Here is a 22990-nt window from a genome sequence, read left to right as displayed (position 1 = left end):
GCCCATGGTCGCCACTTCGGTCAAGGGGGCGCCCGCCCGTTCACGCCATCCGTTACGGAGCCGGTACTCCATCGGGGGTGCGCGCTCACCGAGCGTGCTCCTGCGCAACCGGATCGTTATGCTCAAGTTCAGCTCAGATGTAATGACGCTGGTCACACCTCCCCACTACGGTCCTCCCCAACCGAGGAGGACGGAGCAAGAAGCCGATGAGCGGAGTATCAGTGGCCAAGGGGACCGAGGACGCCGTACCCGCGTCGGGTGACCTGGTCGTGCTGAGCAACGTCAACAAGCACTTCGGCGCGCTGCATGTGCTCCAGGACATCGACCTGACCATCGCCCGCGGCGAGGTCGTCGTCGTCATCGGGCCCTCAGGGTCCGGGAAGTCCACGCTGTGCCGCACCATCAACCGCCTGGAGACGATCGACTCCGGGGCGATCTCGATCGACGGCAGGCCGTTGCCCCAGGAGGGCAGGGAGCTGGCCCGGTTGCGTGCCGATGTCGGCATGGTCTTCCAGTCGTTCAACCTCTTCGCGCACAAGACGGTGCTGGAGAACGTCATGCTGGGCCAGGTCAAGGTCCGCAAGACCGACAGGCGGGCCGCCGAGGAGAAGGCGCGTGCCCTGCTCGACCGGGTCGGCGTCGGCACCCAGGCCGACAAGTACCCGGCGCAGCTCTCCGGTGGTCAGCAGCAACGGGTGGCGATCGCACGGGCGTTGGCGATGGACCCGAAGGTGATGCTCTTCGACGAGCCGACCTCCGCGCTCGACCCCGAGATGATCAACGAGGTCCTTGAGGTCATGCAGCAGCTGGCGCGGGACGGAATGACGATGGTCGTGGTCACCCACGAGATGGGCTTCGCCCGGTCCGCGGCCAACCGGGTCGTGTTCATGGCCGACGGCAAAATCGTCGAAGAGGCCACCCCGGACCAGTTCTTCAGCAATCCGCGCAGCGACCGTGCCAAGGACTTCCTGTCGAAGATCCTGCACCACTGAGGCACCGGCGCCGCCGGGCCGCCTCCTGACGAGACATGACGCACCTCTTGACGACAGTCGGCTGACCGATGCCATGGGGCGGGTGACAGCGGACGGACGGCACCACGGGCAACGACTGACGACGGACCGACGACATCGGGCCGTTGACGGCCGGTGAACGGCAGACAACAGATGACAGATGACGCAGTTCCAAGGTCAACTGGCCGTCGCTGCCGGGCGATGGCCGGCTGCCCGATGACGATCAACGACCAACGACGCAAGGAATGTTCGCCATGATGCTCCGCAAGTCCGCCGCCGTCGCGGCGATCGCCGCGCTCGCCCTGACCGCGACCGCCTGTGGCGGGAAGTCCGGCTCCGCCGGTGACAAGGAGTCCGCCCAGCCGGGCTCCAGCGGCGCGCCGCAGCTCCCGACGTACACGGTGGCCTCGAACGTCACGCTCGACTCGCCGACGTTCAAGGCGGCCAAGGCGCGGGGCAAGCTCGTCATCGGTTCCAAGGCCGACCAGCCCTACCTCGGCTTCGAGGACCAGTCGACGCGGGTGCGGTCCGGTTTCGACGTCGAGATCGCCAAGATGATCGCCGCCGACCTGGGCTTCAAGGCCGACCAGATCGAGTGGAAGACCGTCGACTCCGGCGTCCGTGAGACCGCGATCTCCAAGGGGCAGGTCGACTACTACGTCGGCACCTACACGATCAACGACAAGCGCAAGCAGCAGGTCGGCTTCGCCGGTCCGTACTACAAGGCCGGCGCGGACCTGCTCGTCCGCAAGGACGACACGTCGATCACGGGCAAGGACTCCGTCAAGGGCAAGAAGGTCTGCTCGATCGTCGGGTCCACCCCGCTCCAGGAGATCAAGAAGCCCGAGTACGGCGCGTCCGTCGTCGAGCTCTCCAAGTACTCGGACTGTGTGCAGCAGCTCCTGTCCAACCAGGTCGACGCGGTGACCACCGACGACGCGATTCTCAAGGGCTACGCCGCCAAGAACAAGGGCAAGCTCCGCGTGGTCGGCAAGCCGTTCACCGAGGAGCCGTACGGCATCGGCATGAGCAAGGACGACAAGGCGCTGCGCGACTTCATCGACTCATCGCTCGAAAAGCACGAGCAGGACGGCACCTACAAGAAGATCTACGACGCGACGCTCGGCCTGTCCGGTTCGACGTACCAGGCCCCGCCGGCCGTCGCCCGCTACTGAGCGACACCGTTTCGCCGTTCGGCGCGCCCCGTACGCGGTACGGGGCACGCCGGCCCCGCCCGATGACCCAGCCGCTGCCCGCCGACGCGGAGACCCCATGAACGTACTGCTCGACCATTTCGCGGATTTCCGTGACGGCTTCATAGGCACCGTGGAGATCACCGCGGTCAGTTCGGTCATCGCCCTGGTGCTCGGGCTGCTGCTGGCCGGTTTCCGGGTCTCTCCGGTGCCGCCGTTGCGGTTCTTCGGGACCGCCTGGGTGACGCTGTTGCGCAACACGCCGCTGACGCTGCTGTTCCTGGTGTCGTTCTTCGTCGTGCCGGAGGTCTTCTTTCCCGGGATGAGCCCGTTCCTGCTCGGTTCGCTCGCGCTGGGCTTCTACACGGCGTCGTTCGTCTGCGAGGCCGTGCGGTCGGGCATCAGCACGGTGCCGCTGGGTCAGGCCGAGGCGGCCCGGTCCATCGGGATGAGTTTCCCGCAGACGCTGAGCCTGATCGTGCTGCCGCAGGCCACCCGGACGGTGATTCCGCCGCTGAGTTCCATCTTCATCGCGCTCACCAAGAACTCGGCGATCGCGGGGGCGTTCGGTGTCACCGAGATGTTCGGCTGGCAGAAGCTGATGAGTGAGGACGGGTACGACATCGTGCCGGTGTTCATCTGGGTCGCCCTGGGCTATCTGATCGTCACGTTCGCGATCAGTGGTCTCTTCCGTCTCCTTGAGCGCCGCATGGAGGTCGCCCGATGAGTGCCAGCGTTCTGTACGACGCCCCCGGTCCCAAGGCCGTCGTCCGCAACCGGATCTACGCCGTTGTGGGGTCGGTCGCGCTGCTCGCTCTTGCCGTCCTCGCGGTCGTGCGGCTCTCGGACAAGGGCGATCTCGACTACGAGATGTGGGACATCTTCAACTACGAGGGCATCCGGCAGAACATCGCCGACGCCATCGTGGCCACGCTCAAGGCGTTCGGTCTGGCCGCCGTCGGTTCGCTGGTGCTGGGTGTGCTTCTCGCGGTGGCGCGGATGTCGGACCACAAGCCGGTCCGCTGGGTGGCCACCGCGTTCATCGAGCTGTTCCGTTCCATCCCGCTGCTCATCACGATCTACGGGGTGTGGATCGGTTTCCTCACCGACTACTCGATGTGGGCGCTGGCGCTCGGGCTGTCGATCTACAACGGTTGTGTCCAGGCGGAGGTGCTGCGGGCCGGGGTCAATTCCGTGCCCAGGGGCCAGCGTGAGGCCGCGTACGCGCTGGGCATGAGCAAGACGCAGGTGATGACCACCGTCCTCCTGCCGCAGGCGGTGCGGGCGATGCTGCCGACGATCATCAGCCAGCTCGTGGTGACCCTGAAGGACACATCGCTCGGTTTCATCATCCTGTACCCGGAGCTGTTGCAGACGGCCCGTCTGATCGCGAGCAACACGCAGGTCAACGGCGCGTATCCGTATGTGTCCACCATTGTGGTCATCGGCAGCATCTATGTGGCGATGTGTCTGGTCCTGTCGGCGCTCGCCACGTGGATCGAGAAGCGTGGGCGCCGGGCGAAGACCGGCATCGCGATGGGGACGGCCGAAGCTCCGATCACCGTGGCCGGTCCGGCCGCCGTCATGGCGACCGAGGGGGCCATCGGGGCCGATGGGGCGCCTGACGCGACGAACTGACGGCATATGAGGCAGTGACGCTCGCGTCGCTGCCTCCGTCACTTGACGCAAGCACGCGCAGTGGGTTGCATACGTTCTGTGATCGTGCACCGGGTTCCTCGCGCCACCTGCAAGCCGTCCCGACGCTCATCGGGAGCCACGCCGTGGACCCGGTGATCATCGTCGGCGCCGGTCCGGTGGGACTGGCGCTTGCGCTGTCCCTCGCCGCCCAGGGTGTGCCGTCCGTCATCCTGGACGAGGGGCCGGGCACGGAGGAGCCCCGGCAGGTCCGCACGGTCGTGCTCCGCCCCGACGTCGCGTCGTTCGTCGCGGGCCTCGGCTGTGAGGCCGTGCGGGGTGCGGGTGCCCGCTGGGTGGCCTGGCGGTCCATGCGGCGCGGTCAGCTGGTGCGCCGCGTCGCGTTCGGCGAGGGCGAGGACGGTGGGCCCGCGCCGGTGCATGTGTCGCAGCACGCTCTGGTGCGCGGGCTGCGTGACGCGGTGGTGGCGTCCGGTCTCGTACGGGTGGTCACGCACAGCCGTCTCGACCGGCTTGAGCAGGATGCCCGCGGGGTCTCCGCCCACACCTCGGGGCCCGGTGCGACCTGGTGGCGGGGCAGCTATGTGATCGGCTGCGACGGCGCCCGTTCCACCGTCCGCAAGCTGTTGGATGTCCGCTTCGCCGGCCGTACGGCGGTGGAGCGTCAGGCGGTTGTGGCGCTGCGCGCCGAACTCCCGTGGCCGGGTGAGGCGTTGCTGCACCGGCTGCCGCCGTGGCGTGCGGGTGGCGACGAGGTGACGGCGCGTCCTTCGGCGGGCGGTGTGTGGCGGCTGGACTGGCTGCTGCCGCCGCGTGCCGAACTGGTCACGCCCGATGCCCTGGTGGGGCGGGTCCGGGACACGCTGGGCGGCTGGTGCGGGGGGACGCCGCGCTATGAACTCCTCGACACGGGTGTCCACACCGTCCACCATCGTCTTGCCCGGCGTTGGCGGGTGCGGCGGGCCTTCTTGGCCGGTGACGCCGCGCATCTGCTGGGGGCGCTGGGTACGCAGGCTCTGGAGGAGGGGCTGCGGGATGCGCAGAACCTTGCCTGGAAGCTGGCGCGGGCGTGGCATCACGGGGCCTGCGAGGCGCTGTTGGACAGCTATCAGGCGGAGCGGCGGACGGCGGTCGCGGCCCGGCTCCGTGCGGCCGATCAGTCGTTGCCTGTCCTGCGCGGTGGTGCGGGGCTGCGGGCGTGGGTGCCGGGCACGATGCGTTCGCACGATGCTCTGGTGACCGATGGCCATCTGGGGCGCGGGCCGTTGGGTGCGCCTCCCGGTTATCCGCAGTCCGTGCTCGCGCCGGAGCCCGCCGGGTCGCACATCCCGGTGGGCACGCCGGTGGGTTCGCCGGTCGCCGATGTCCGTGTGACCGCCCCCGACGGGTCGGCCGTCGCTCTGCGGGACCGGCTGGGCAAGGGCCGGCTGCTTGTGGTGCTGGTCGCTCCCGGGACCGCCGTCTGGGACCGGCGTCATTGGCTGACTGCGGGCGTCATGCCCGGGTTGACCGCGGCGGTGGCCGCGTTGCCCCTGGGTGCGGAACTGCTGGTCGCCGAGGACTATCCGGGCGCCCCCGCTCATGCCGTCCTGCTGGTCCGCCCCGACGGGCACTTGGCCGCGGCGTTCAACGGTGTGCATCCCGCGGAGCTGTACGCCGCCGCGGGGGCTGTGGGCGGCGGGGCGGGCGATGGTGGCGGTGGCGGTGCGGGTGACGGCGGTGCCGGTGGTGGGGCTGCTGGTTCTGGTGCTGGTGCTGGTTCTGGTTCTGGTGCTGGTGCTGGTGCTGCGGAGGTGGGTGAGTCGGTGGGGCGGACGGCGGACATCAACTGACGTCTGTCATCTGTCGCCCGCCATCCGAACACCGATTGACCGTCACAGCGACTCATGGTCTACTCCGGAACGTGACCGACACCTGTGTGCGCCTGTGGCGGAGGGTCCATATGGACCTCGTCCGCTATGCGGGCTGCGTGTGTCGTCCGTCCTGCTGATTTCGCCTTCCCATCGCGCTGTGCCCGCAGCCTCTCGTACCGCTGCCGGCCGCACGCGCGCATTCGCGAACTTTCTCAGGACGGTCCTCCGTGTCACTTCCCGTAACCCCATCTGTCCCTGCGTCCGTGTCCGTTCCCGCCGCCGCGCCGGGATCCGGTTCCGCTCCCACCGCCGCGGAACTGCTCGACTTCGCCCGCCGTGTCGCCGTGGACGCCGCGCTGGTCGCCGCGCTGCCCCTCGACCCGGAGGGGCGTACGTGGGTGCGCCTCGACGGGCCCGGCGGCAGTGAGGCCTGGCTGATCGGCTGGCCCCCCGGTTCCGGTACGGGTTGGCACGACCACGGCGGCTCCCACGGCGCTTTCGCCACGGCGGCGGGCGCGCTGCGTGAGGACTCGCTTGCGGCGCGGCTGCCCACCGAGGGCTGGAAGACCCTGGAACTGGCCGAAGGGGTCGACCGTTCAAGGGAGTTGAGGGCGGGGGGCGGCCGTGCTTTCGGGCCGCATCATGTGCACCAGGTGCGGAACGGGTCGGGCAGCGGGCACGCCATCTCGGTGCATGCCTACTATCCGCCCCTGCCGCTCATCCGGCGTTACAGCCGGACGGGCGCGGTTCTGCGCGTCGAGCAGGTGGAGCGTCCGGAGGACTGGCAGTGAGCGCGGGGCGTACCCGTCCGGTGGGGATCGACGAACTCCTGGACCGGGCCAGGTCCGGTCTGGACCGGGTGACCGCCGAGGCGGCTTTCACGGAGGCCGCCGGCGGGGCTCTTCTGGTGGACATCCGGTATGCGGCGCTGCGGGAGAGGGACGGGCTGATTCCCGGGGCGTTGGTCGTCGAGCGCAATGAGCTGGAATGGCGGCTCGATCCGCAGGGCAGCCATCGCGTTCCGGAGGCGACGAGTCACGATGTGCGGGTGGTGGTGATCTGCAATGAGGGGTACGCGTCGTCCCTCGCGGCGGTGTCGCTGCGGCAGTTGGGGCTGCGTCGGGCGACCGATCTGATCGGTGGCTTCCAGGCGTGGCGAGCGGCAGGACTGCCGGTCACGGGCCCGGTGACCTGACCGGCCCAGCGCGGGCTGCCGGGCCGCCGCCCCGCCGGGGGGCTGCCTGCATGGCGTTTGCGGGGGGCCGTACGGTGCGGCGCGGGGCCCCGGTGCGGTGCGGGCCGTCCGGTTCGGCGTGGAGCTGCCTGCGCGGCATTGCGCGGTGCCGTCCGGTGCGGCGGGAGCCGTCCGGCGCGGCGGGAGCCGTCCGGTGCGGCATTGCGCGGGGCCGCCCGGTGCGGCGCTGGCGTCCGTGGCCCCACGGCTTTCGCCCCGCTCCCCCGGCCCTCTCGTTCCCCGCCCCTGTCCTCCCGTCCGGGCTTCACGTCCCCGCCGCGCGCAGGTCAGACCCTCGTACAGGCCAGGCCCCGTACAGCTCAAGCGTCGTACAAGTCGTCCGTGTCCTCGCCTTCCTGTTGCAGTGCTTGGCGGACGACGCGCAGGGCCATGCCCTCCGGGTAGCCCTTGCGGGCGAGCATGCCTGCGAGGCGGCGGAGTCGGCGGTCGCGGTCGAGGCCGCGGGTGGAGCGGAGTTTGCGTTCCACGAGGGCGCGGGCCGTCTCCTCCTCGCGGTCGGAGTCGAGCTGGGCGACCGCTTCGTCGACGACCGACGCGTCCACGCCTTTGGTGCGCAGTTCGCGTGCCAGGGCGCGGCGGGCGAGTCCTCGGCCGTGGTGGCGGGATTCGACCCATGCGTCGGCGAAGGCGGCGTCGTTGATCAGTCCGACCTCTTCGAAGCGGGAGAGGACTTCTTCGGAGACCTCGTCGGGGATCTCCCGCTTCTTGAGGGCGTCGGCGAGTTGTTTACGGGTCCGGGGGGTCCCGGTGAGCAGGCGCAGGCAGATCGCGCGCGCCCGCTCAGCCGGGTCCTGCGGCGGCGGCTCCTTCTCGGCCCTCGACGAGTTGGTGCCGTCGCCCGGTCCATCGGGGCCGCCCCGTCGGGAGCGGGCCCGCTGCGGGCTCGGTTCCTCGGGGCCGGCCCACTCGGTCCTGCGGGTCACCGCTAGCTCTTGGCAGCGGCGGCCTTGGCCGTCTTGGCCTTGGCGGCGGGGGCAGGCACGGCGGTCGTGTCCGACGCCGGGGCGGTGTCGGCCGCGGTGTCCTTGCCGGCCTCGGCGGCCGGTGTTTCGGGTCGGACGCCGACGCCCAGCTTTTCGAGGATCTTCTTCTCGATCTCGTTGGCGAGGTCCGGGTTGTCCTTGAGGAAGTTGCGGGCGTTCTCCTTGCCCTGGCCGAGCTGGTCGCCCTCGTAGGTGTACCAGGCGCCGGCCTTGCGGACGAAGCCGTGCTCGACGCCCATGTCGATCAGGCCGCCTTCGCGGCTGATGCCCTGGCCGTAGAGGATGTCGAACTCGGCCTGCTTGAAGGGCGGTGCGACCTTGTTCTTGACGACCTTGACGCGGGTGCGGTTGCCGACCGCGTCGGTGCCGTCCTTGAGCGTCTCGATCCGGCGGATGTCGAGGCGTACGGAGGCGTAGAACTTCAGCGCCCGGCCACCGGTCGTGGTCTCCGGGGAGCCGAACATGACGCCGATCTTCTCGCGGAGCTGGTTGATGAAGATCGCGGTGGTCTTCGACTGGTTGAGCGCGCTGGTGATCTTGCGGAGTGCCTGGCTCATCAGGCGGGCCTGGAGGCCCACGTGGGAGTCGCCCATCTCGCCCTCGATCTCCGCGCGCGGCACCAGGGCCGCCACGGAGTCGATGACGATGAGGTCGAGGGCGCCGGAGCGGACCAGCATGTCGACGATTTCCAGTGCCTGCTCGCCGTTGTCCGGCTGCGACAGGATGAGGTTGTCGATGTCGACGCCGAGCTTCTTGGCGTACTCGGGGTCGAGGGCGTGTTCGGCGTCGATGAAGGCCACCGAGCCGCCGAGCTTCTGCGCGTTGGCCACCGCGTGCAGGGTCAGGGTCGTCTTGCCGGAGGATTCCGGGCCGTACACCTCCACCACGCGGCCGCGCGGGAGGCCGCCGACGCCGAGCGCCACGTCGAGCGCGGTCGACCCGGTGGGGATGACCTCGATGGGCTCGTTCGGCCGCTCGCCCAGGCGCATCACCGCGCCCTTCCCGAATTGCCGTTCAATCTGTGCGAGCGCGGCGTCGAGCGCCTTCTCGCGGTCAGTTCCTGCCATGGGTTCCACCCGATTTGCTTGAGTCGATCGCTTCACGTCAAAGACGCTAACCCCTGCCACTGACAATGGGCCCCGACGTCCTTCCAGCCTGTGGATAACTCCACCGGAATCACGGTGGAACCCGTGGAAACACAGGGCCGGAACTCCATCAGAATGGATGTTCGATTTTCGTGTCAAGCGGACCACGCGGGGCGGAGCGCGGCGCTCCGGGCCGGTCGGTGACGTCGGCCGGTCAGTCGGTCGGTCGATCAACCGGTCAGTCGGTCAGTCGGTCAACCGGTCGGTCAGTCGGTTGGTCAACCGGTCGGTCGGTCAGTCAGTCGAGGCAGAACTCGTTGCCCTCGATGTCCTGCATCGTGATGCAGGACTCGTTGACCTCGTCGGCGAGCTGCGTGAGCACGTGGACCGCGCCGAGCGCGGTCAGCCGGGCGCGCTCGGCCTCCAGGGCCGCCAGGCGCTCGTCACCCACGAGCCCTGCGCCGACCCGCACGTCGAGGTGCACCCGGTTCTTGACGACCTTGCCTTCGGGAACGCGCTGGAAGTACAGCCGGGGCCCGTCACCCGTGGGGTCGGCGCAGACGAACCCCGCGTCCCGCTCCTCGGGCGGCAGCGAGGCGTTGTACGCGTCCCAGGTGGCGAAGCCGTCGGGCGGCGACGGTACGACGTACCCCAGGATCTCGCACCAGAAACGGGCGACGCGCTCGGGTTCCGCGCAGTCGAAGGTGACTTGGAACTTCTTGATCGATGACATCAACCCACCATAAGCGTGTGCTCAGTTGGTGATGGTGAGGCCGCGGGTGTCGTCGGTGAGAGCCCTGGGCCCGGAGTCTCGGGTGGTGGTCACGAGCGCTCTGGCTCGGGCGGCGCCGTGGCGGCCTGGCCGCGTGACTGGTGCCTGCCGTGCACGCGGGGGTCGTCCGTCACCTCGTACCGCTTCACATAGGCGCCGAGGAAGGCCTGGAGGGTCGCGACCGCCGGGATCGCGATGAGGGCACCGACGGCTCCCATCAGCGCGGTGCCCGCGATCACGGAGCCGAAGGCGACGGCGGGGTGGATGTCCACGGTCTTCGCGGTGAGTTTGGGCTGCAGCATGTAGTTCTCGAATTGCTGATAGATCACCACGAACCCCAGGACCCACACCGCATACCAGGGGTCCACGGTGAAGGCGAGCAGCATGGGCAGGGCGCCCGCGAGATAGGTGCCGATGGTCGGGATGAACTGGGAGACCAGGCCCACCCAGACGGCGAGTGCCGGTGCGTAGGGCACGCCCAGGATCTGGAACAGGACGTAGTGGGCGACACCGGATATGAGGGCCATGAGGCCGCGCGAGTAGAGGTAGCCGCCGGTCTTGTCGACAGCGATCTCCCAGGCCCGCAGCACCTCGGCCTGCCGGGCGGGCGGCAGCACGGAGCAGACGGTCCTGCGCAGCCGTGGGCCGTCGGCGGCGAAGTAGAACGCGAACAGGAAGATCGTCAGCAGTCGGAAGAGGCCGCCCAGGACGGTGGCGGAGACGTCGAGGACGCCGGTGGCGCTGTTCTGCACGTACTTCTGCAGCCAGTCGGAGTGCAGGAGGCTGTCGCGCACCTCGACGCGTGAGAGCTCGGTGTGGAAGGTGTGGTTGACCCAGTTGATCACCGAGTCGAGGTACTTGGGGAACTGCTCGACCATGTCGACGATCTGGCCGGCCAGCATGGAGCCGAGCAGCACGATGAAGCCGATTGTGGCGATCGTCAGGGCGAGGAAGACCAGGAAGGTGGCCAGGCCCCGGCGCATGCCGCGGGCCGCCATTCTGCCGACGGCGGGCTCCATGGCCAGCGCGACGAAGAACGCGATCAGGATGTTGATCAGCAGACCGATGAGCTGGTGGAAGGCCCAGCTGCCCAGTTGGAAACAGGCGTACAGGGCGAGCACGAGCACCACGGCGCGTGGCAGCCAGCGGGGCATGCGTGCGGGGCCGCCGGTTCTGAGCGGCCCTCTCGGGGGTTCGCCGGAGGCGGGCGCGTCGCCGCGGGGGCCGTCCGCCCGGGCGGCTTCGCGGTCGTCAGTGTTGATCTCATCAGTCGGTGCCACGGGTCAAGTCTCGCCCATGGGTCCGACAGCCGATCGCCGAGCCCGTCACGGCCCACCGCGGCCCGGCCGGTCACTGAGCCCGTCGCGACCCTTCACCGCCCGGGCCGGGCTTCGCTCAGCCGGTCGCTGCCCTCTTACCCGGGGGCCGGGCACCGCCCAGCCGCTCTCGGCTCCCCTTGCCAGGGGGACCAGGGGCCGGGCCGCCGCCCCCTCGCGGCACCCCCTTGCCAAGCCGCCCGCCCCGCGCGGCTCCCCCTTGCCGGGCCGCCGCGTCAGCAGTGACCCCGGTCGTCACTCGAAGGCGTCTTCCGGGGCCGCTCGGCGGCGGGTGGGCCGCCGGCCCGTGGGGCACGCCGTGGGGCACGCCGTCGTCGCCGTCTCACGGGCACTCACGGGCACACTGCGCGGGCGGGGCCGGTGGCGGGCGGGGGCCGCCGGGCGGGGCGTCGTCACCGTCGGTCCGCGGGCACGTCCATGGCGGCACAGACCGCCCGCCAGACGTCCTTGGCCTCCCAGCCCGCGTCGAGCGCTTCGTGCACGGTGCGCCCGCCGAGTTCGGTCATGACGTGGTCGCGCGCGAAGGAATCCGCGTAGGCGGCGCCGAAGTGGTCGGCCATCCGCTCCCAGAAAATCGTCAACCGCATGACTTCAGTATCCCGCCCTGGGAGTGCAGCCCGGGCCGTAGGGCCTGTCCGTGGCCGTGGGGGCCCTACCGTCTCCACCATGGCTGGTTCCGGAGCATCCCCGCACTCCCCCGACTCCCCGCCGGCGCGCGCCGAGCACTTCATCTGGCTGACGGCCAGGGTGCTGGAACAGCGCCGGTTCGCCTACCACTTCCTCGGCGGCGGCGCCGACGCCGTCGAGGCGGCGCTCGCCGCCTACCAGGGCGACGACGGTGGCTACGGCCACGCGCTCGAACCCGATCTGCGCGGCCCCGTCAGCCAGCCCCTGCACACGGCGCACGCGCTGCGCGTCCTGGACTCGGTGGGCCGGCTCGGCGGCCGCCGCGTGGAGCGGGTGTGCCGCTATCTGACGGAAATCTCCACCAGGGACGGCGCGCTGCCCGCCCTGCACCCCTCCCAGCGCGGCTATCCGGCGGCGCCGTTCGTCCCCGTCATCGACGATCCGCCCAGCGCCCTGCTGTCCACCGGGCCCGTGGTGGGGCTGCTGCATCGCAATCAGGTGTGGCACGCGTGGCTCTTCCGGGCCACCGACTTCTGCTGGGCGGCGGTCGACTCGCTGGAGACGACACATCCGTACGAGGTCGAGGCGGCCGTCGCCTTCCTGGACGGTGTGCCCGACCGTGCCCGCGCCGAGGGGGCCGCCGACCGGCTCGGCCGGCTCGTCAGGGAGCAGGGCCTTGCGGTGCTCGATCCGGCGCGGCTCGCCGACTACCCGATCCCCCCTGGTTACGCGCCCGGCGAGCACCACTTTCCGCACGACTACGCGCGCGTGCCGGAGTCGCTGGCGCGCCGCTGGTTCACCGACGAGGAGATGAAGCGTTCGCTGGATCATCTGGAGGCTGAGCAGGGGGAGGACGGCGGCTGGCCGATCCGTTGGCGCGCGTGGGCTCCCGGTACGTCTTTGGAGTGCCGTCCGATGGTGACGATCGAGGCGCTGCGTACGTTGCGTGCTTACGGCCGCACGGTGGGGTGACGCCGGGCGGTACGCGCCGGGGGCACCCGGGGGCGGAATGCTGCGTTATGCCCGTGACGCCCGTGATGCCCGGAGGTATACCGGAAACCCCCGAGATGCCTCGGGGCGGCTTCGGCGGCACGGGGATGTACGCCGTGCCGGGCCCCGTGCTGGTCAGCCGCCGAGGGCTCGTACGCCTGCTGTGACGAGTACGGCGGCGCCGACGATCACCAGGAACGGGGCGCGCAGGGCCAGCGCGAGCGCCGCCGCCGCGAGGCCGGCCGCCCGGGCGTCGAGCAGCACCTGGTGGCCGGTGCTGAAGGTCTCCTGTGCGGTGAGCGCGGCGAGCAGCGCCACGGGCAGCAGTGCGGCCAGCCGCCTGACCGTGGGTCGCTCCAGGGCGTGTGCAGGGACCAGCAGGCCGAGGAGTTTGGCGAGGTAGCAGCCGGCGGCGGTGACCGCGACGGCGATCCAGATGGTCAACGTGCCGGCCCCTTCTGGTGGTTCCCGTTGGCGCGGCGCAGGGGAACACCGGCGCCGTCGGCGTCGTGGGTGAGGGTGTGCTCGGGCGGGGTGTCCTGGCTCTTCGTGGCCGTTACGCGCTCTTTGAGGAAGAGCACGGTCGGTGCGGCGAGCGCGGCGGCCAGGACGGGCACGCCCGGGGGCAGTACCGGGATCAGGCCGAGGACGAGCACGACGGCGAAGGCGGCGGTGACGCGCTCGGTGGCGGTTTGGAGCATCGGGGCGAGGAGGGCGAGGAAGACGGCGGGGCTCGCGGCGTCCAGTCCCCAGGCGCCGGTGTCGCCCAGGGCCTGGGCGCCGAGGGCTCCGGCGAGCGTGGTCAGGTTCCACAGGACGTAGAGGCTGAGGCCGGTGACGGTGAAGCCGATCCGGGCGGCTCTGCGGGTCGGCTGGGCCAGGGTGACGGCGGTGGTCTCGTCGATCACCCAGTGGGCGGCCAGGGGGCGCAGGGCTGCGGGCAGGGCGAGCAGGTGGGACAGGCGCAGCCCGTAGAAGGCGTTGCGTATGCCCAGGAAGAAGGCGCCGGCCGCCGCTGTGTACGGGTTTCCGCCGGCGGCGAGGGCGCCGACGAGCGCGAACTGGGAGGCGCCGGTGAAGACGAGCAGGCTGAGCGCGCATGTCTGGAGGAGGCTGATGCCCGCTCCGACGGAGGTCACGCCGAAGGCGAAACCGGAGAGCCCCACGGCCACGCCGACACCCAGGGCGTCACGGACGACGGCCGCGTCGGTCCTGCCCGCCCTGCCGTAGGGCGGCTCGGGGGGTGTGCGCGGGGATGCCCCGGCAGGCGTGCGCCCGGGTGCGCCGGAGGTACGCGGGGATGCCCCGGCAGGCGTGCCCCCCGGTGTCCCGGAGGGAGGCAGGGACGCCCCGGCGGGCGTGCGCGCGTGTGTCCCGGAGGTACCCGGGGATGCCCCGGCAGGCGTGCCCCCCGGTGTCCCGGAGGGAGGCAGGGACGCCCCGGCGGGCGTGGGCGCGGGTGTCCCGGCGGGAGGCCGCCCCGGTGTCCCGGAGGGTGTTCGGGCGGATGTCGCGGGGGGTGTTTCGGGGGATGCTGTCCGTTCGGCTGCCACGGTGTCGACGTTAGGAGGAGGAGGCGTCCTCGTTCTTGTACGTTCTTGCGCGCTCGCGGCGGTAGGCGCCGGGGGTGACGCCGACGATGCGGGTGAAGTGACGGTTGAGGTGGGGCTGGTCGGTGAAGCCCACGGTGACGGCGGCTTCGGCGGGTGGGGTTCCGCCGTCCAGGAGGCGGCGGGCGCGGCGTACGCGCTCTCCTGTCAGCCAGGTGTGCGGGGGGAGGCCGTACTGCGCTTTGAAGGCGCGCAGCAGCGCGAAGGGGCTGGTGTCCAGTTCCTTGGCGAGTTGTTCCAGGGAGGGTGGGGTGGCCAGGTGTTGTTCCAGGAGGAGTCTGGCCGCGGCGGCCGTGCGGGCGCCGGCGGATCGTGGGGTCCGCTCGGGCAGGGCGCGGCCGTGGCGGCGCAGCAGGCGGGCGGCGGCGACGCGGAAGATGCTGTCGGCGGCCAGCGCGTTGCCGTGTTCCGCCGCGCGGTGCACTTCCTGGATGAGCAGGGCGGTGTCGGGGTCTTCGACGATGGTCTGGGCGAATCCGGCGGTGCCGCGCACCGTGGTGGTCTGCGCCGCGATGTCGGCGATGAGCGGGGCCGAGGGGTAGAGCGTGGCGTATGTCCAGCCCTCGGGGGTTCCGGCGTGGGCGGCGTGCGGCACCTCGGGGTTGATCATGACGATGGTGCCGGGGCGGGCCCTGACCGTTTCGCCGGGCAGGACGACGTCTTCGATTCCGGTGCGTACGGCGCCGAGGACGAAGCCCTCGTGGGCGTGCCGGGGGAAGGCGTGGCGTATGTACTTCGCGCGGAGCAGGTCGAGGCCGGGCAGCTGGGAGTGCTGCCAGTGCCGCGCCCATTCCCGGTCGGTGTCCACACCGTCATTTTCGCAGGTCCGGGGCTTTGTCAGTGGGTGGGTGCACGATGGGGCCATGGCACGGACAGCGCTGGATTCCTTCTCGCCCGCGACGCGCGGCTGGTTCACGGGGGCTTTCACCGCGCCCACCGCGGCGCAGGAGGGCGCCTGGAGGGCGATCGCGGAGGGTTCGGATGTGCTGGTCGTCGCGCCGACCGGCTCCGGCAAGACGCTCGCCGCCTTTCTCGCCGCGCTGGACCGGCTGGCGGCGGAGCCCGCTCCCGCGGAGAGCAAGAAGCGTTGCAGGGTGCTGTACGTGTCGCCGCTGAAGGCGCTGGCGGTGGACGTGGAGCGCAATCTGCGTTCGCCGTTGACCGGGATCCGTCAGGAGTCGGTGCGGCTGGGGTTGCCCGAGCCGGAGGTCCGGGTCGGTATCCGTTCCGGTGACACGCCGCCCGCGGAGCGTCGTGCGTTGGTGACGCGGCCGCCGGACATTTTGATCACGACGCCCGAGTCGCTGTTCCTGATGCTGACGTCCGCGGCGCGTGAGGCGCTTGCGGGTGTCGAGACGGTGATCCTGGACGAGGTGCACGCGGTGGCGGGCACCAAGCGGGGGGCCCATCTGGCGCTGTCCCTTGAGCGGTTGGACGAGTTGTTGCCGAGGCCGGCGCGGCGGATCGGCCTGTCGGCGACGGTGCGTCCGGTGGATGAGGTGGCGCGTTATCTGTCCCCGCAGCGCAAGGTGGAGATCGTGCAGCCGCCGTCCGCCAAGGAGTTCGACCTGTCGGTGGTGGTGCCGGTGGAGGACTTGGGCGAGTTGGGGGGCTCGCCTGCGGCGGATGCGCAGGAGGGTGGGGAGAAGCCGTCGATCTGGCCTCATGTCGAGGAGCGCATCGTCGATTTGGTGCAGGCGCACCGTTCGACGATCGTGTTCGCCAACTCGCGCCGTCTCGCGGAGCGTCTGTGCAACCGGCTCAACGAGATCGCGTACGAGCGTGCCATGGGCACGCCGCTTCCGGAGGCGCACGCGCCGGCGGATCTGATGGGGGGGTCGGGTGCGGCGGTGGGTGCGCCCGCGCTGCTCGCCAAGGCGCACCACGGGTCGGTCTCCAAGGAGCAGCGGGCGGTCGTGGAGGAGGATCTGAAGGCGGGGCGGATCCCGGCGGTGGTGGCGACCTCCAGTCTTGAACTGGGCATCGACATGGGCGCGGTGGATCTGGTGGTGCAGGTGGAGTCGCCGCCGTCCGTGGCGTCGGGTTTGCAGCGGGTGGGGCGGGCGGGTCACCAGGTGGGGGCGGTCTCCACCGGGGTGGTGTTCCCGAAGTACCGGGGCGATCTGGTGCAGTCGGCGGTGGTGACGGAGCGGATGCGCAGTGGGGAGATCGAGTCGCTGCGCGTTCCGTCGAATCCGCTGGACGTGCTGGCGCAGCAGCTGGTCGCGATGACGGCGCTGGACACCTGGCAGGTGGACGATCTGTTGGCGCTGGTGCGGCGGGCCGCGCCGTTTGCCGCGCTTCCGGAGTCGGCGTTCACGGCGGTCCTTGACATGCTGGCGGGCCGCTATCCCTCGGACGCGTTCGCGGAGTTGCGGCCAAGGGTGGTGTGGGACCGGGTGGGTGGCACGGTCACGGGCCGTCCGGGCGCCCAGCGGCTGGCCGTGACGTCGGGCGGCACGATTCCCGACCGGGGCCTGTTCGGGGTCTTCCTCGCGGGGAGCGACCCGAAGAAGGGCGGCGGCCGGGTCGGTGAGCTGGATGAGGAGATGGTGTACGAGTCGCGGGTGGGTGACGTCTTCACGCTGGGCACCACTTCGTGGCGCATCGAGGACATCACGCGGGACCGTGTCCTGGTGTCGCCGGCGCCGGGGGTGCCGGGGCGGCTGCCGTTCTGGAAGGGTGACCAGCTGGGCCGTCCGCTCGAACTGGGCCGTGCGCTGGGCGCGTTCCTGCGCGAGGTGGGCTCGATGGAAGCCGACGACGCCCGGCTGCGTCTGTCGCACGCGGGTCTTGATGCGTGGGCCGCGGACAATGTGATCGGCTATCTCGACGAGCAGCGCCGCGCCTGCGGTCACATTCCCGACGACCGTACGATCGTCGTCGAGCGTTTCCGGGACGAGCTCGGCGACTGGCGCGTGGTCATCCACTCCCCCTTCGGCGCGCAGGTGCACGCTCCGTGGGCTTTGGCGCTGGGGGCCCGCCTGGCCGAGCGGTACGGGATGGACGCGCAGGTGATGCATGCCGACGACGGCATCGTGCTGCGGCTGCCCGACGCCGACATGATGGGTCTCGACCTCCTCGATCAGGATCCCGCGCACCTCGATGCGACGTATGACAGCGAGCAGGCTCCGGTGGGGGCGGCGGACGCGGTCTTCGACAAGGGGGAGATCGAGCAGATCGTCACCGATCAGGTCGGCAGTTCCGCGTTGTTCGCGTCCCGGTTCCGCGAGTGTGCGGCGCGGGCGCTGCTGCTGCCGCGGCGCAGCCCGGGCAAGCGCACCCCGTTGTGGCAGCAGCGGCAGCGGGCGGCGCAACTGCTCCAGGTGGCGAGCGAGTTCGGGTCGTTTCCGATCGTTTTGGAGGCGGTGCGTGAGTGTCTCCAGGATGTTTTCGACGTGCCGGGTCTGACGGAGCTGATGGGGGATCTCGAAGCGCGCCGGGTGCGGCTGGTCGAGGTCACCACACCGGAGCCGTCGCCGTTCGCGCGTTCTCTTCTGTTCGGCTATGTCGCGCAGTTCCTGTACGAGGGTGATTCGCCGCTCGCCGAGCGGCGTGCCGCCGCGCTCTCCTTGGATTCTCGTCTGCTGTCGGAGCTTCTTGGCCAGGCGGAGCTGCGGGAACTGCTCGACGCGGATGTTCTGGGCGAGTTGGAGCAGGAGCTCCAGTGGCTGACCGAGGAGCGCCGCATCAAGGACGGTGAGGGGGTCGCCGATCTGCTGCGGGTCCTCGGGCCGCTCACGGGCGCCGAGTTGGCGGCCCGTGGCGCCGAGCCCGGCTGGGCGCCCGAGCTGGAGGCCGCGCGGCGCGCCCTGCGGGTCCGGATCGCCGGCACCGAGCACTGGGCGGCGATCGAGGACGCGGGGCGGCTGCGGGACGCGCTCGGCACGGCGCTGCCGGTCGGTGTGCCGGAGGCGTTCACCGAGCCGGTGAAGGATCCCCTCGGTGATCTGCTGTCCCGTTTCGCGCGCACGCACGGTCCGTTCACGTCGGCCACCGCCGCGGCCCGGTTCGGCCTGGGCACGGCGGTCACGGACGGGGCGCTGCACCGTCTGGCGGCGTCGGGTCGCATCGTGCAGGGCGAGTTCCATCCGGCGGGCATCGGCCAGGAGTGGTGCGATGCGACGATCCTGCGCAGGCTGCGGCGCCGCTCGCTCGCGGCGCTGCGCCAGGAGCTGGAGCCGGTGCCGCCCGCCGCGCTCGCCACGTTCCTGCCGCCGTGGCAGCATCTCGGCGCCGGCGCGCTGCGGGGCATCGACGGGCTTGCGCGCGCGGTGGAGCAGTTGCAGGGCGCCGCCGTGCCGGCTTCCGCGCTGGAAAAGCTGATCCTGCCGTCGCGGGTGTCCAACTACAGCACGGCGCTTCTGGACGAGCTGACCACCACCGGCGAGGTCGTGTGGGCGGGCGCGGGCGCCCTGGCGGGCAAGGACGGCTGGGTGTCGTTGTACTTGGCGGACGCGGCCCCGCTGCTCCTGCCGCCGCCGCATCCGCTAGAGCTGACCGCGCTCCACGAGTCGGTGCTCGCGGCGCTGGCTCCGGGCTACGGCCTGTTCTTCCGTCAGCTCGCCGACCAGGTCCGCGCCACCACGCATCCCGAGGCGAGCGACCCCCAGCTGGCCGACGCGCTGTGGGATTTGGCGTGGTCGGGCCGGCTCACCAACGACACGCTGGCTCCGCTGCGTTCCGTGCTGGGTTCGGGGCGCACCGCGGGGTCGACGGCTCACCGCGCCAAGCGGCCCGTCCCGCGCGGCCGTTACGGCACCCTGGCCTCCGCCGCCCGGGTGGCGTCGCGCACCGGGCCTCCGACGGTGTCGGGTCGCTGGTCGCTGCTTCCGCCCCGCGAGCCCGATCCGACCCACCGCGCCCATGCCCTGGCGCGCACTCTTTTGGACCGGCACGGTGTGGTCACCCGGGGCGCGGTGCAGGCGGAGGGTGTGGAGGGCGGCTTCTCCGCGACGTACCGCATCCTCGCCGCGTTCGAGGACAGCGGGCAGGCGCGGCGGGGCTATGTGGTCGAGGGGCTTGGCGCGGCCCAGTTCGCGATGGACGGTGCGGTGGACCGGCTGAGGGCTGCCGCCACCGCCCGGGACCGGGGCAGTGATGCGCACACCGCGCCGCAGGCGATCGTCCTGGCGGCCGCGGACCCGGCGAACGCCTACGGTGCGGCGTTGCCCTGGCCCGAGCCGCCGGGCGGGGCCGGGCACAAGCCGGGCCGCAAGGCGGGTTCCATGGTCGTGCTGGTCGACGGCGAGCTCGTGCTGTATTTGGAGCGCGGCGGCAAGTCGCTGCTGGCCTGGGCGGGCGAGCCGGACGATCCGGCGTTGGCGGCCGCCGCGGGCTCCTTGGCGGGGGCGGCGCGGGCCGGGCGGCTCGGCACCGTCACCGTGGAGCGGGCCAACGGGGACCCCGCGCTGACCTCGCCCATCGCCCGCGTCCTGGAGGCGGCCGGTTTCGTCGCGACCCCGAAGGGGCTGCGCCTGAGACCCTGATGGGGCGGGACAGCGAGCCCGGGGCGCCCGTTCCCGGCACAATGGAGCCCATGCCCGAAGGTGACACCGTCTACCAGGCCGCGCGGCGGCTGCACACGGCGCTGGCCGGGCAGGTCCTGACGCGGTGCGATCTGCGGGTGCCGCGGTTCGCGACGGCGGATCTGACCGGGCGGTCCGTGCTGGATGTGACCCCGCGCGGCAAGCACCTGCTGACCCGGATCGAGGGTGGTCTGACCCTGCACTCCCATCTGCGGATGGACGGGTCGTGGCGGATCTTCACGCCTGGTGAGCGCTGGAGCGGGGGTCCCGCCCACCAGATCCGGGCGATCCTCGGGAACACCGGGCACACGGCGGTCGGCTACCGGCTGCCCGTGGTGGAGCTGCTGCGTACACAGGACGAAGCCAAGGCGGTCGGTCATCTGGGGCCGGATCTGCTCGGCCCCGACTGGGACGCGGAGCTCGCCCTGCGCAACCTGCTCAGGGAGCCCGCCCGGTCGCTGGGGGACGCTCTGCTCGACCAGCGCAATCTGGCGGGCGTCGGCAATGTCTTCAAGTCGGAGATCTGCTTCGCGCTGCGGGTCGTGCCCTGGCTCGCGGTGGGTGAATTCCCCCGCCCCGAGCGTCTGGTGGCCACCGCCAAGCAGCTTCTGGAGGCCAACAAGGACCGGCCGGTCCGTCAGGCGTACGTGTACGGCCGGGCGGGCCGGCCGTGCCCGCGCTGCCGCACGCCCATCCGCACCGCCATGCAGCGCGACCCGTCGGGCCGTGAGCGGCCGACCTACTGGTGCCCCAAGTGCCAGCCCGCGCCCGCCCTTTGAGGCTCCGGGCCCGTGTGGGCCGCACCCCGCACGGTTATTGACGGGCCGTCAGGTCCGGTCGTACCGTCCCGGCATGGCCCTCACGGCGTACGACCTGAGCGACCGCACGGCTTTCGTCACGGGCGCCGCGAGCGGGATCGGCCGGGCAAGCGCCGTGCTCCTCGCCGAGGCCGGGGCCGGTGTGCACTGCGCGGACCGTGACGAGGCGGGCCTCGCCGAGACCGTGGCGCTGATCGCCAAGGCGGGCGGCGCCGCCCATGCGCACGTGCTCGACGTCGCGGACCGCGCCCAGGTCGAGGCGGCGATGGCGGCCGCAGGGCCGGTCCATGTGCTGGCCGCGATCGCGGGTGTCATGCACACAAGTCCGGTCCTGGAAACCGAGGACACCGACCTGGACCGGGTGCTCTCGGTCAACTTCAAGGGCGTGCTCCACGCCTGCCGGGCAGCGGCCCGCACCATGATCGCGCACGGTGTGCGGGGCTCCCTCATCACGATGGCCTCGGGGGCCGTGGACGCCGCACGGCCGGGCCTGTTCTGCTACGGCGTCTCCAAGGCTGCCGTGGTGCAGCTCACCAGGACGCTCGCCACGGAGCTCGGCCCGCACGGCATCCGCGTCAACGCCGTCGCTCCCGGCTGGGTGCGCACCGCCATGACCGATCAGCACGCCGCCGGGCAGCAGGAGCGCATCGAGGCGATGATGCTGCGGCTTTCCCCGCTCGGGCGGCTCGGCGCACCCGAGGACGTCGCGCAGGCCGTGCTGTATCTCGCGGCGGACGCGTCGGCGTTCACGACGGGCCAGATCCTGCGTCCGAACGGCGGCGTCTCGATGTCCTGGTAGCGCTCGATGCCCTGGTGGGGCGGGGGCGCGCGGCCGGCACGGCCGCCACATGGACCGGCAGCAGGCTCAGGCCCCAGCCGCCCACCACCGTCGCGCCCTCGACGAACCCCGTCTGGCCCGGCACCAGCACCAGCCGCAGCACGGCCCACCACCACAGGGCCGCGACCACGAGCGCGGGCACCCACCGCACCGCCGTCGTCATGCCCGCCACCGTCATGGGTCGCCTCCTCGGGCCGACGTTAGAGGGCCGGGTGCCCCGTCGGCAGGGCGCACCGGGTGCGGGCCCGGCGCGCTCCCCGTCCCCCGCTCCTCGTCGCGGTCGTCCCTTGGGCCCGTGTGCGGCGCGCCCGCGCACGGCGGCGCGCAGCCGCGTCCGCCACGGGTTCAGACGGTTTCCGCCTGGAACATCCACGCGTGCTTCTCCAGGTCGGCGGTGAGGCCGATGAGGATGTCCTGGGTGATCGGGTCGGGGTCGTCGGTCGCCGCGATGCGTTCGCGCATCCGGCCGATGACCACGCCGAGCGCGTCCACCAGGACCTTCACCGCGTCGGTGTCCTTGATCCAGCCCTCCGGGACGGTGCCGATCGCGCTGGACCGGGCGACCGTGCCGGCTCGGCCGTCCGGGCTGACGCCGATGGCGGAGGCCCGTTCGGCCACGGTGTCCGAGTGCTGCCGGGCGGTGGTGACGACCTCGTCGAGCTGGAGGTGTACGGACCTGAAGCGGGGGCCGACCACGTTCCAGTGGACCTGCTTGGCGACCAGGGAGAGGTCCACGAGGTCCACCAGTGCGCCCTGCAGAGCGTCGCCGACCACCTTGAGGTCGGATTCGGACAGCGGGCTCTTGATGTAGGACATGCATTCCTCCACTCGGACGGAACGTCCTCCACCCGCACCAGGAGGGAACACCCGTACGGAATATGCGGACGTATGCGCGATCTCCTACCACCCTGCCACAGAAGCCCCGAATCGGGCGCGGCGGGACAAGGCTGAGCCCCGGCCGGTCACTGGGTGACCGGCCGGGGCTCAGTACAAGCCTGTGCGCGCCTGGGTATCAGGCCGCGACGACGTCCACCGCTTCCGCGGGCGCCTTGATCGTCACCCGCTCCGTCGGCACACCAGTCACCGACGTCACGGAGATCGAATTGAGCATCGGACGTACCGGCGCACGCACCGGCATCGGATCACTCGCTGCCGCAGACGCAGCGAGCTCGGCCAGTGCCAGCTCGTCGCTCACTTCCCGCATGAGCTCGGACATCCGTACGTCAAGCGCGTCGCAGATGGCGGAGAGCAGTTCGGAGGATGCCTCCTTCTGCCCCCGCTCCACCTCGGAGAGATAGCCGAGTGAGACTCGGGCGGACGAGGAGACTTCGCGCAGAGTACGGCCCTGGCGCTGGCGCTGCCGACGCAGCACGTCACCCAGCAGGCGACGGAGCAGAATCATCGGTGGCTCCCTCCTCGGACCGCGTAGCCGCAT

Annotated in this window: 22 protein-coding genes and 1 pseudogene; 12 read left to right on the top strand and 11 right to left on the bottom strand. The window is 71.2% G+C overall.

Going from position 1 to position 22990, the window contains the following annotated elements; genetic code table 11:
* Positions 1-206: 206 nt before the first annotated feature.
* From ACGFW5_RS08550 to ACGFW5_RS08515, 8 genes are all read left to right on the top strand, one after another.
* Positions 207-992, top strand: coding sequence for an amino acid ABC transporter ATP-binding protein (locus tag ACGFW5_RS08550; RefSeq protein WP_393833432.1), 786 nt, complete (start codon positions 207-209; stop codon positions 990-992).
* Between the two features lie 272 nt (positions 993-1264).
* Positions 1265-2185, top strand: coding sequence for a glutamate ABC transporter substrate-binding protein (locus ACGFW5_RS08545; RefSeq protein ID WP_393833431.1), 921 nt, complete (start codon positions 1265-1267; stop codon positions 2183-2185).
* 97 nt (positions 2186-2282) lie between these two features.
* On the top strand, positions 2283-2930 hold the full coding sequence (locus tag ACGFW5_RS08540) for an amino acid ABC transporter permease (protein WP_393833430.1): 648 nt from the start codon (positions 2283-2285) through the stop codon (positions 2928-2930).
* The gene (locus tag ACGFW5_RS08535; RefSeq protein ID WP_393833429.1) at positions 2927-3841 is read left to right on the top strand and encodes an amino acid ABC transporter permease; all 915 of its coding nucleotides are present in this window, start codon (positions 2927-2929) and stop codon (positions 3839-3841) included. Before ACGFW5_RS08540 ends, ACGFW5_RS08535 begins: the two co-directional genes overlap by 4 nt.
* A 143-nt stretch (positions 3842-3984) precedes the next feature.
* Positions 3985-5691: an FAD-dependent monooxygenase gene (locus ACGFW5_RS08530; protein ID WP_393833428.1), complete on the top strand. Its 1707-nt coding sequence runs from the start codon at positions 3985-3987 to the stop codon at positions 5689-5691.
* Positions 5692-5762: 71 nt separating this feature from the next.
* On the top strand, positions 5763-5849 hold the full coding sequence (locus tag ACGFW5_RS08525; RefSeq protein ID WP_313960178.1) for a putative leader peptide: 87 nt from the start codon (positions 5763-5765) through the stop codon (positions 5847-5849).
* 126 nt (positions 5850-5975) lie between these two features.
* Positions 5976-6503, top strand: coding sequence for a cysteine dioxygenase (locus tag ACGFW5_RS08520; RefSeq protein WP_393833427.1), 528 nt, complete (start codon positions 5976-5978; stop codon positions 6501-6503).
* Positions 6494-6907, top strand: a complete 414-nt coding sequence (locus ACGFW5_RS08515; RefSeq protein WP_393833693.1) for a rhodanese-like domain-containing protein — start codon at positions 6494-6496, stop codon at positions 6905-6907. Before ACGFW5_RS08520 ends, ACGFW5_RS08515 begins: the two co-directional genes overlap by 10 nt.
* Positions 6908-7266: 359 nt before the next feature.
* On the opposite strand, the pseudogene recX reads toward ACGFW5_RS08515, so the two are convergent.
* The 5 genes and pseudogenes from recX to ACGFW5_RS08490 form a co-directional block, all read right to left on the bottom strand.
* A pseudogene (recX, locus tag ACGFW5_RS08510) lies at positions 7267-7983 on the bottom strand (recombination regulator RecX); the annotation flags it as partial.
* Entirely contained in the window at positions 7893-9017 is a 1125-nt protein-coding gene (gene recA / locus ACGFW5_RS08505) for a recombinase RecA (protein WP_393833426.1), read from the bottom strand. The gene recA and the pseudogene recX, both read right to left, overlap by 91 nt.
* Before the next feature lie 316 nt (positions 9018-9333).
* The gene (locus tag ACGFW5_RS08500) at positions 9334-9768 is read right to left on the bottom strand and encodes a VOC family protein (protein ID WP_393833425.1); all 435 of its coding nucleotides are present in this window, start codon (positions 9766-9768) and stop codon (positions 9334-9336) included.
* A gap of 89 nt (positions 9769-9857) precedes the next feature.
* Positions 9858-10961 (bottom strand): AI-2E family transporter, encoded by a 1104-nt coding sequence (locus ACGFW5_RS08495; RefSeq protein WP_393833692.1) that lies wholly within the window; start codon positions 10959-10961, stop codon positions 9858-9860.
* A gap of 575 nt (positions 10962-11536) precedes the next feature.
* Positions 11537-11731 (bottom strand): DUF3046 domain-containing protein, encoded by a 195-nt coding sequence (locus ACGFW5_RS08490; RefSeq protein WP_100575844.1) that lies wholly within the window; start codon positions 11729-11731, stop codon positions 11537-11539.
* A gap of 79 nt (positions 11732-11810) precedes the next feature.
* On the opposite strand from ACGFW5_RS08490, the gene ACGFW5_RS08485 reads away from it, so the two are divergent.
* Complete coding sequence (locus ACGFW5_RS08485; RefSeq protein WP_393833424.1) at positions 11811-12743, top strand: hypothetical protein; 933 nt, start codon at positions 11811-11813, stop codon at positions 12741-12743.
* A 153-nt stretch (positions 12744-12896) separates the two neighbouring features.
* Here the strand turns inward: ACGFW5_RS08485 and ACGFW5_RS08480 are convergent, their stop codons facing one another.
* The 3 genes from ACGFW5_RS08480 to ACGFW5_RS08470 form a co-directional block, all read right to left on the bottom strand.
* Positions 12897-13205 carry an AzlD domain-containing protein gene (locus ACGFW5_RS08480; protein ID WP_393833423.1) on the bottom strand — a complete coding sequence of 103 codons (309 nt, stop codon included), beginning with the start codon at positions 13203-13205 and terminating at the stop codon, positions 12897-12899.
* A complete protein-coding gene (locus ACGFW5_RS08475; RefSeq protein ID WP_393833691.1) occupies positions 13202-14104 on the bottom strand; it encodes an AzlC family ABC transporter permease in 903 nt (300 codons plus the stop codon). Before ACGFW5_RS08475 ends, ACGFW5_RS08480 begins: the two co-directional genes overlap by 4 nt.
* A gap of 220 nt (positions 14105-14324) precedes the next feature.
* Complete coding sequence (locus tag ACGFW5_RS08470) at positions 14325-15236, bottom strand: AraC family transcriptional regulator (protein ID WP_393833690.1); 912 nt, start codon at positions 15234-15236, stop codon at positions 14325-14327.
* Between ACGFW5_RS08470 and ACGFW5_RS08465 the strand changes: the two genes are divergently transcribed.
* The 3 genes from ACGFW5_RS08465 to ACGFW5_RS08455 all read left to right on the top strand — a co-directional run bounded on the left by ACGFW5_RS08465 (position 15235) and on the right by ACGFW5_RS08455 (position 21516).
* Positions 15235-19860, top strand: a complete 4626-nt coding sequence (locus ACGFW5_RS08465; protein WP_393833422.1) for an ATP-dependent helicase — start codon at positions 15235-15237, stop codon at positions 19858-19860. The two genes, ACGFW5_RS08470 and ACGFW5_RS08465, sit on opposite strands and share 2 nt — an antisense overlap.
* Before the next feature lie 50 nt (positions 19861-19910).
* Positions 19911-20678, top strand: a complete 768-nt coding sequence (locus tag ACGFW5_RS08460) for an Fpg/Nei family DNA glycosylase (RefSeq protein WP_393833421.1) — start codon at positions 19911-19913, stop codon at positions 20676-20678.
* A gap of 73 nt (positions 20679-20751) precedes the next feature.
* Complete coding sequence (locus tag ACGFW5_RS08455) at positions 20752-21516, top strand: SDR family NAD(P)-dependent oxidoreductase (protein WP_393833420.1); 765 nt, start codon at positions 20752-20754, stop codon at positions 21514-21516.
* On the opposite strand, the gene ACGFW5_RS08450 is transcribed toward ACGFW5_RS08455, so the two are convergent.
* The 3 genes from ACGFW5_RS08450 to ACGFW5_RS08440 form a co-directional block, all read right to left on the bottom strand.
* Complete coding sequence (locus ACGFW5_RS08450) at positions 21464-21733, bottom strand: hypothetical protein (RefSeq protein ID WP_393833419.1); 270 nt, start codon at positions 21731-21733, stop codon at positions 21464-21466. The genes ACGFW5_RS08455 and ACGFW5_RS08450 overlap by 53 nt on opposite strands.
* A gap of 167 nt (positions 21734-21900) precedes the next feature.
* The gene (locus tag ACGFW5_RS08445; protein WP_393833418.1) at positions 21901-22371 is read right to left on the bottom strand and encodes a Dps family protein; all 471 of its coding nucleotides are present in this window, start codon (positions 22369-22371) and stop codon (positions 21901-21903) included.
* A gap of 196 nt (positions 22372-22567) precedes the next feature.
* Positions 22568-22957 (bottom strand): helix-turn-helix transcriptional regulator, encoded by a 390-nt coding sequence (locus ACGFW5_RS08440; RefSeq protein ID WP_328308839.1) that lies wholly within the window; start codon positions 22955-22957, stop codon positions 22568-22570.
* Between the last annotated feature and the right edge of the window lie 33 nt (positions 22958-22990).

It is taken from the genome of Streptomyces sp. NPDC048416, from assembly GCF_043200435.1.
Lineage (GTDB): Bacteria > Actinomycetota > Actinomycetes > Streptomycetales > Streptomycetaceae > Streptomyces.
Note: the sequence above shows the minus strand (reverse complement) of the source record. Positions and strands in the feature narration are given on the sequence as shown.

Excerpts from the sequence above, each read along its gene's own strand:
- ACGFW5_RS08550 (WP_393833432.1), top strand. The coding sequence starts at position 207 with ATGAGCGGAGTATCAGTGGCCAAGGGGACCGAGGACGCCGTACCCGCG.
- ACGFW5_RS08545 (WP_393833431.1), top strand. The coding sequence starts at position 1,265 with ATGATGCTCCGCAAGTCCGCCGCCGTCGCGGCGATCGCCGCGCTCGCC.
- ACGFW5_RS08540 (WP_393833430.1), top strand. The coding sequence starts at position 2,283 with ATGAACGTACTGCTCGACCATTTCGCGGATTTCCGTGACGGCTTCATA.
- ACGFW5_RS08535 (WP_393833429.1), top strand. The coding sequence starts at position 2,927 with ATGAGTGCCAGCGTTCTGTACGACGCCCCCGGTCCCAAGGCCGTCGTC.
- recA (WP_393833426.1), bottom strand. The coding sequence starts at position 9,017 with ATGGCAGGAACTGACCGCGAGAAGGCGCTCGACGCCGCGCTCGCACAG.
- ACGFW5_RS08500 (WP_393833425.1), bottom strand. The coding sequence starts at position 9,768 with ATGTCATCGATCAAGAAGTTCCAAGTCACCTTCGACTGCGCGGAACCC.
- ACGFW5_RS08495 (WP_393833692.1), bottom strand. The coding sequence starts at position 10,961 with ATGCCCCGCTGGCTGCCACGCGCCGTGGTGCTCGTGCTCGCCCTGTAC.
- ACGFW5_RS08490 (WP_100575844.1), bottom strand. The coding sequence starts at position 11,731 with ATGCGGTTGACGATTTTCTGGGAGCGGATGGCCGACCACTTCGGCGCC.
- ACGFW5_RS08485 (WP_393833424.1), top strand. The coding sequence starts at position 11,811 with ATGGCTGGTTCCGGAGCATCCCCGCACTCCCCCGACTCCCCGCCGGCG.
- ACGFW5_RS08465 (WP_393833422.1), top strand. The coding sequence starts at position 15,235 with ATGGCACGGACAGCGCTGGATTCCTTCTCGCCCGCGACGCGCGGCTGG.
- ACGFW5_RS08470 (WP_393833690.1), bottom strand. The coding sequence starts at position 15,236 with ATGGCCCCATCGTGCACCCACCCACTGACAAAGCCCCGGACCTGCGAA.
- ACGFW5_RS08460 (WP_393833421.1), top strand. The coding sequence starts at position 19,911 with ATGCCCGAAGGTGACACCGTCTACCAGGCCGCGCGGCGGCTGCACACG.
- ACGFW5_RS08455 (WP_393833420.1), top strand. The coding sequence starts at position 20,752 with ATGGCCCTCACGGCGTACGACCTGAGCGACCGCACGGCTTTCGTCACG.
- ACGFW5_RS08450 (WP_393833419.1), bottom strand. The coding sequence starts at position 21,733 with ATGACGGTGGCGGGCATGACGACGGCGGTGCGGTGGGTGCCCGCGCTC.
- ACGFW5_RS08445 (WP_393833418.1), bottom strand. The coding sequence starts at position 22,371 with ATGTCCTACATCAAGAGCCCGCTGTCCGAATCCGACCTCAAGGTGGTC.
- ACGFW5_RS08440 (WP_328308839.1), bottom strand. The coding sequence starts at position 22,957 with ATGATTCTGCTCCGTCGCCTGCTGGGTGACGTGCTGCGTCGGCAGCGC.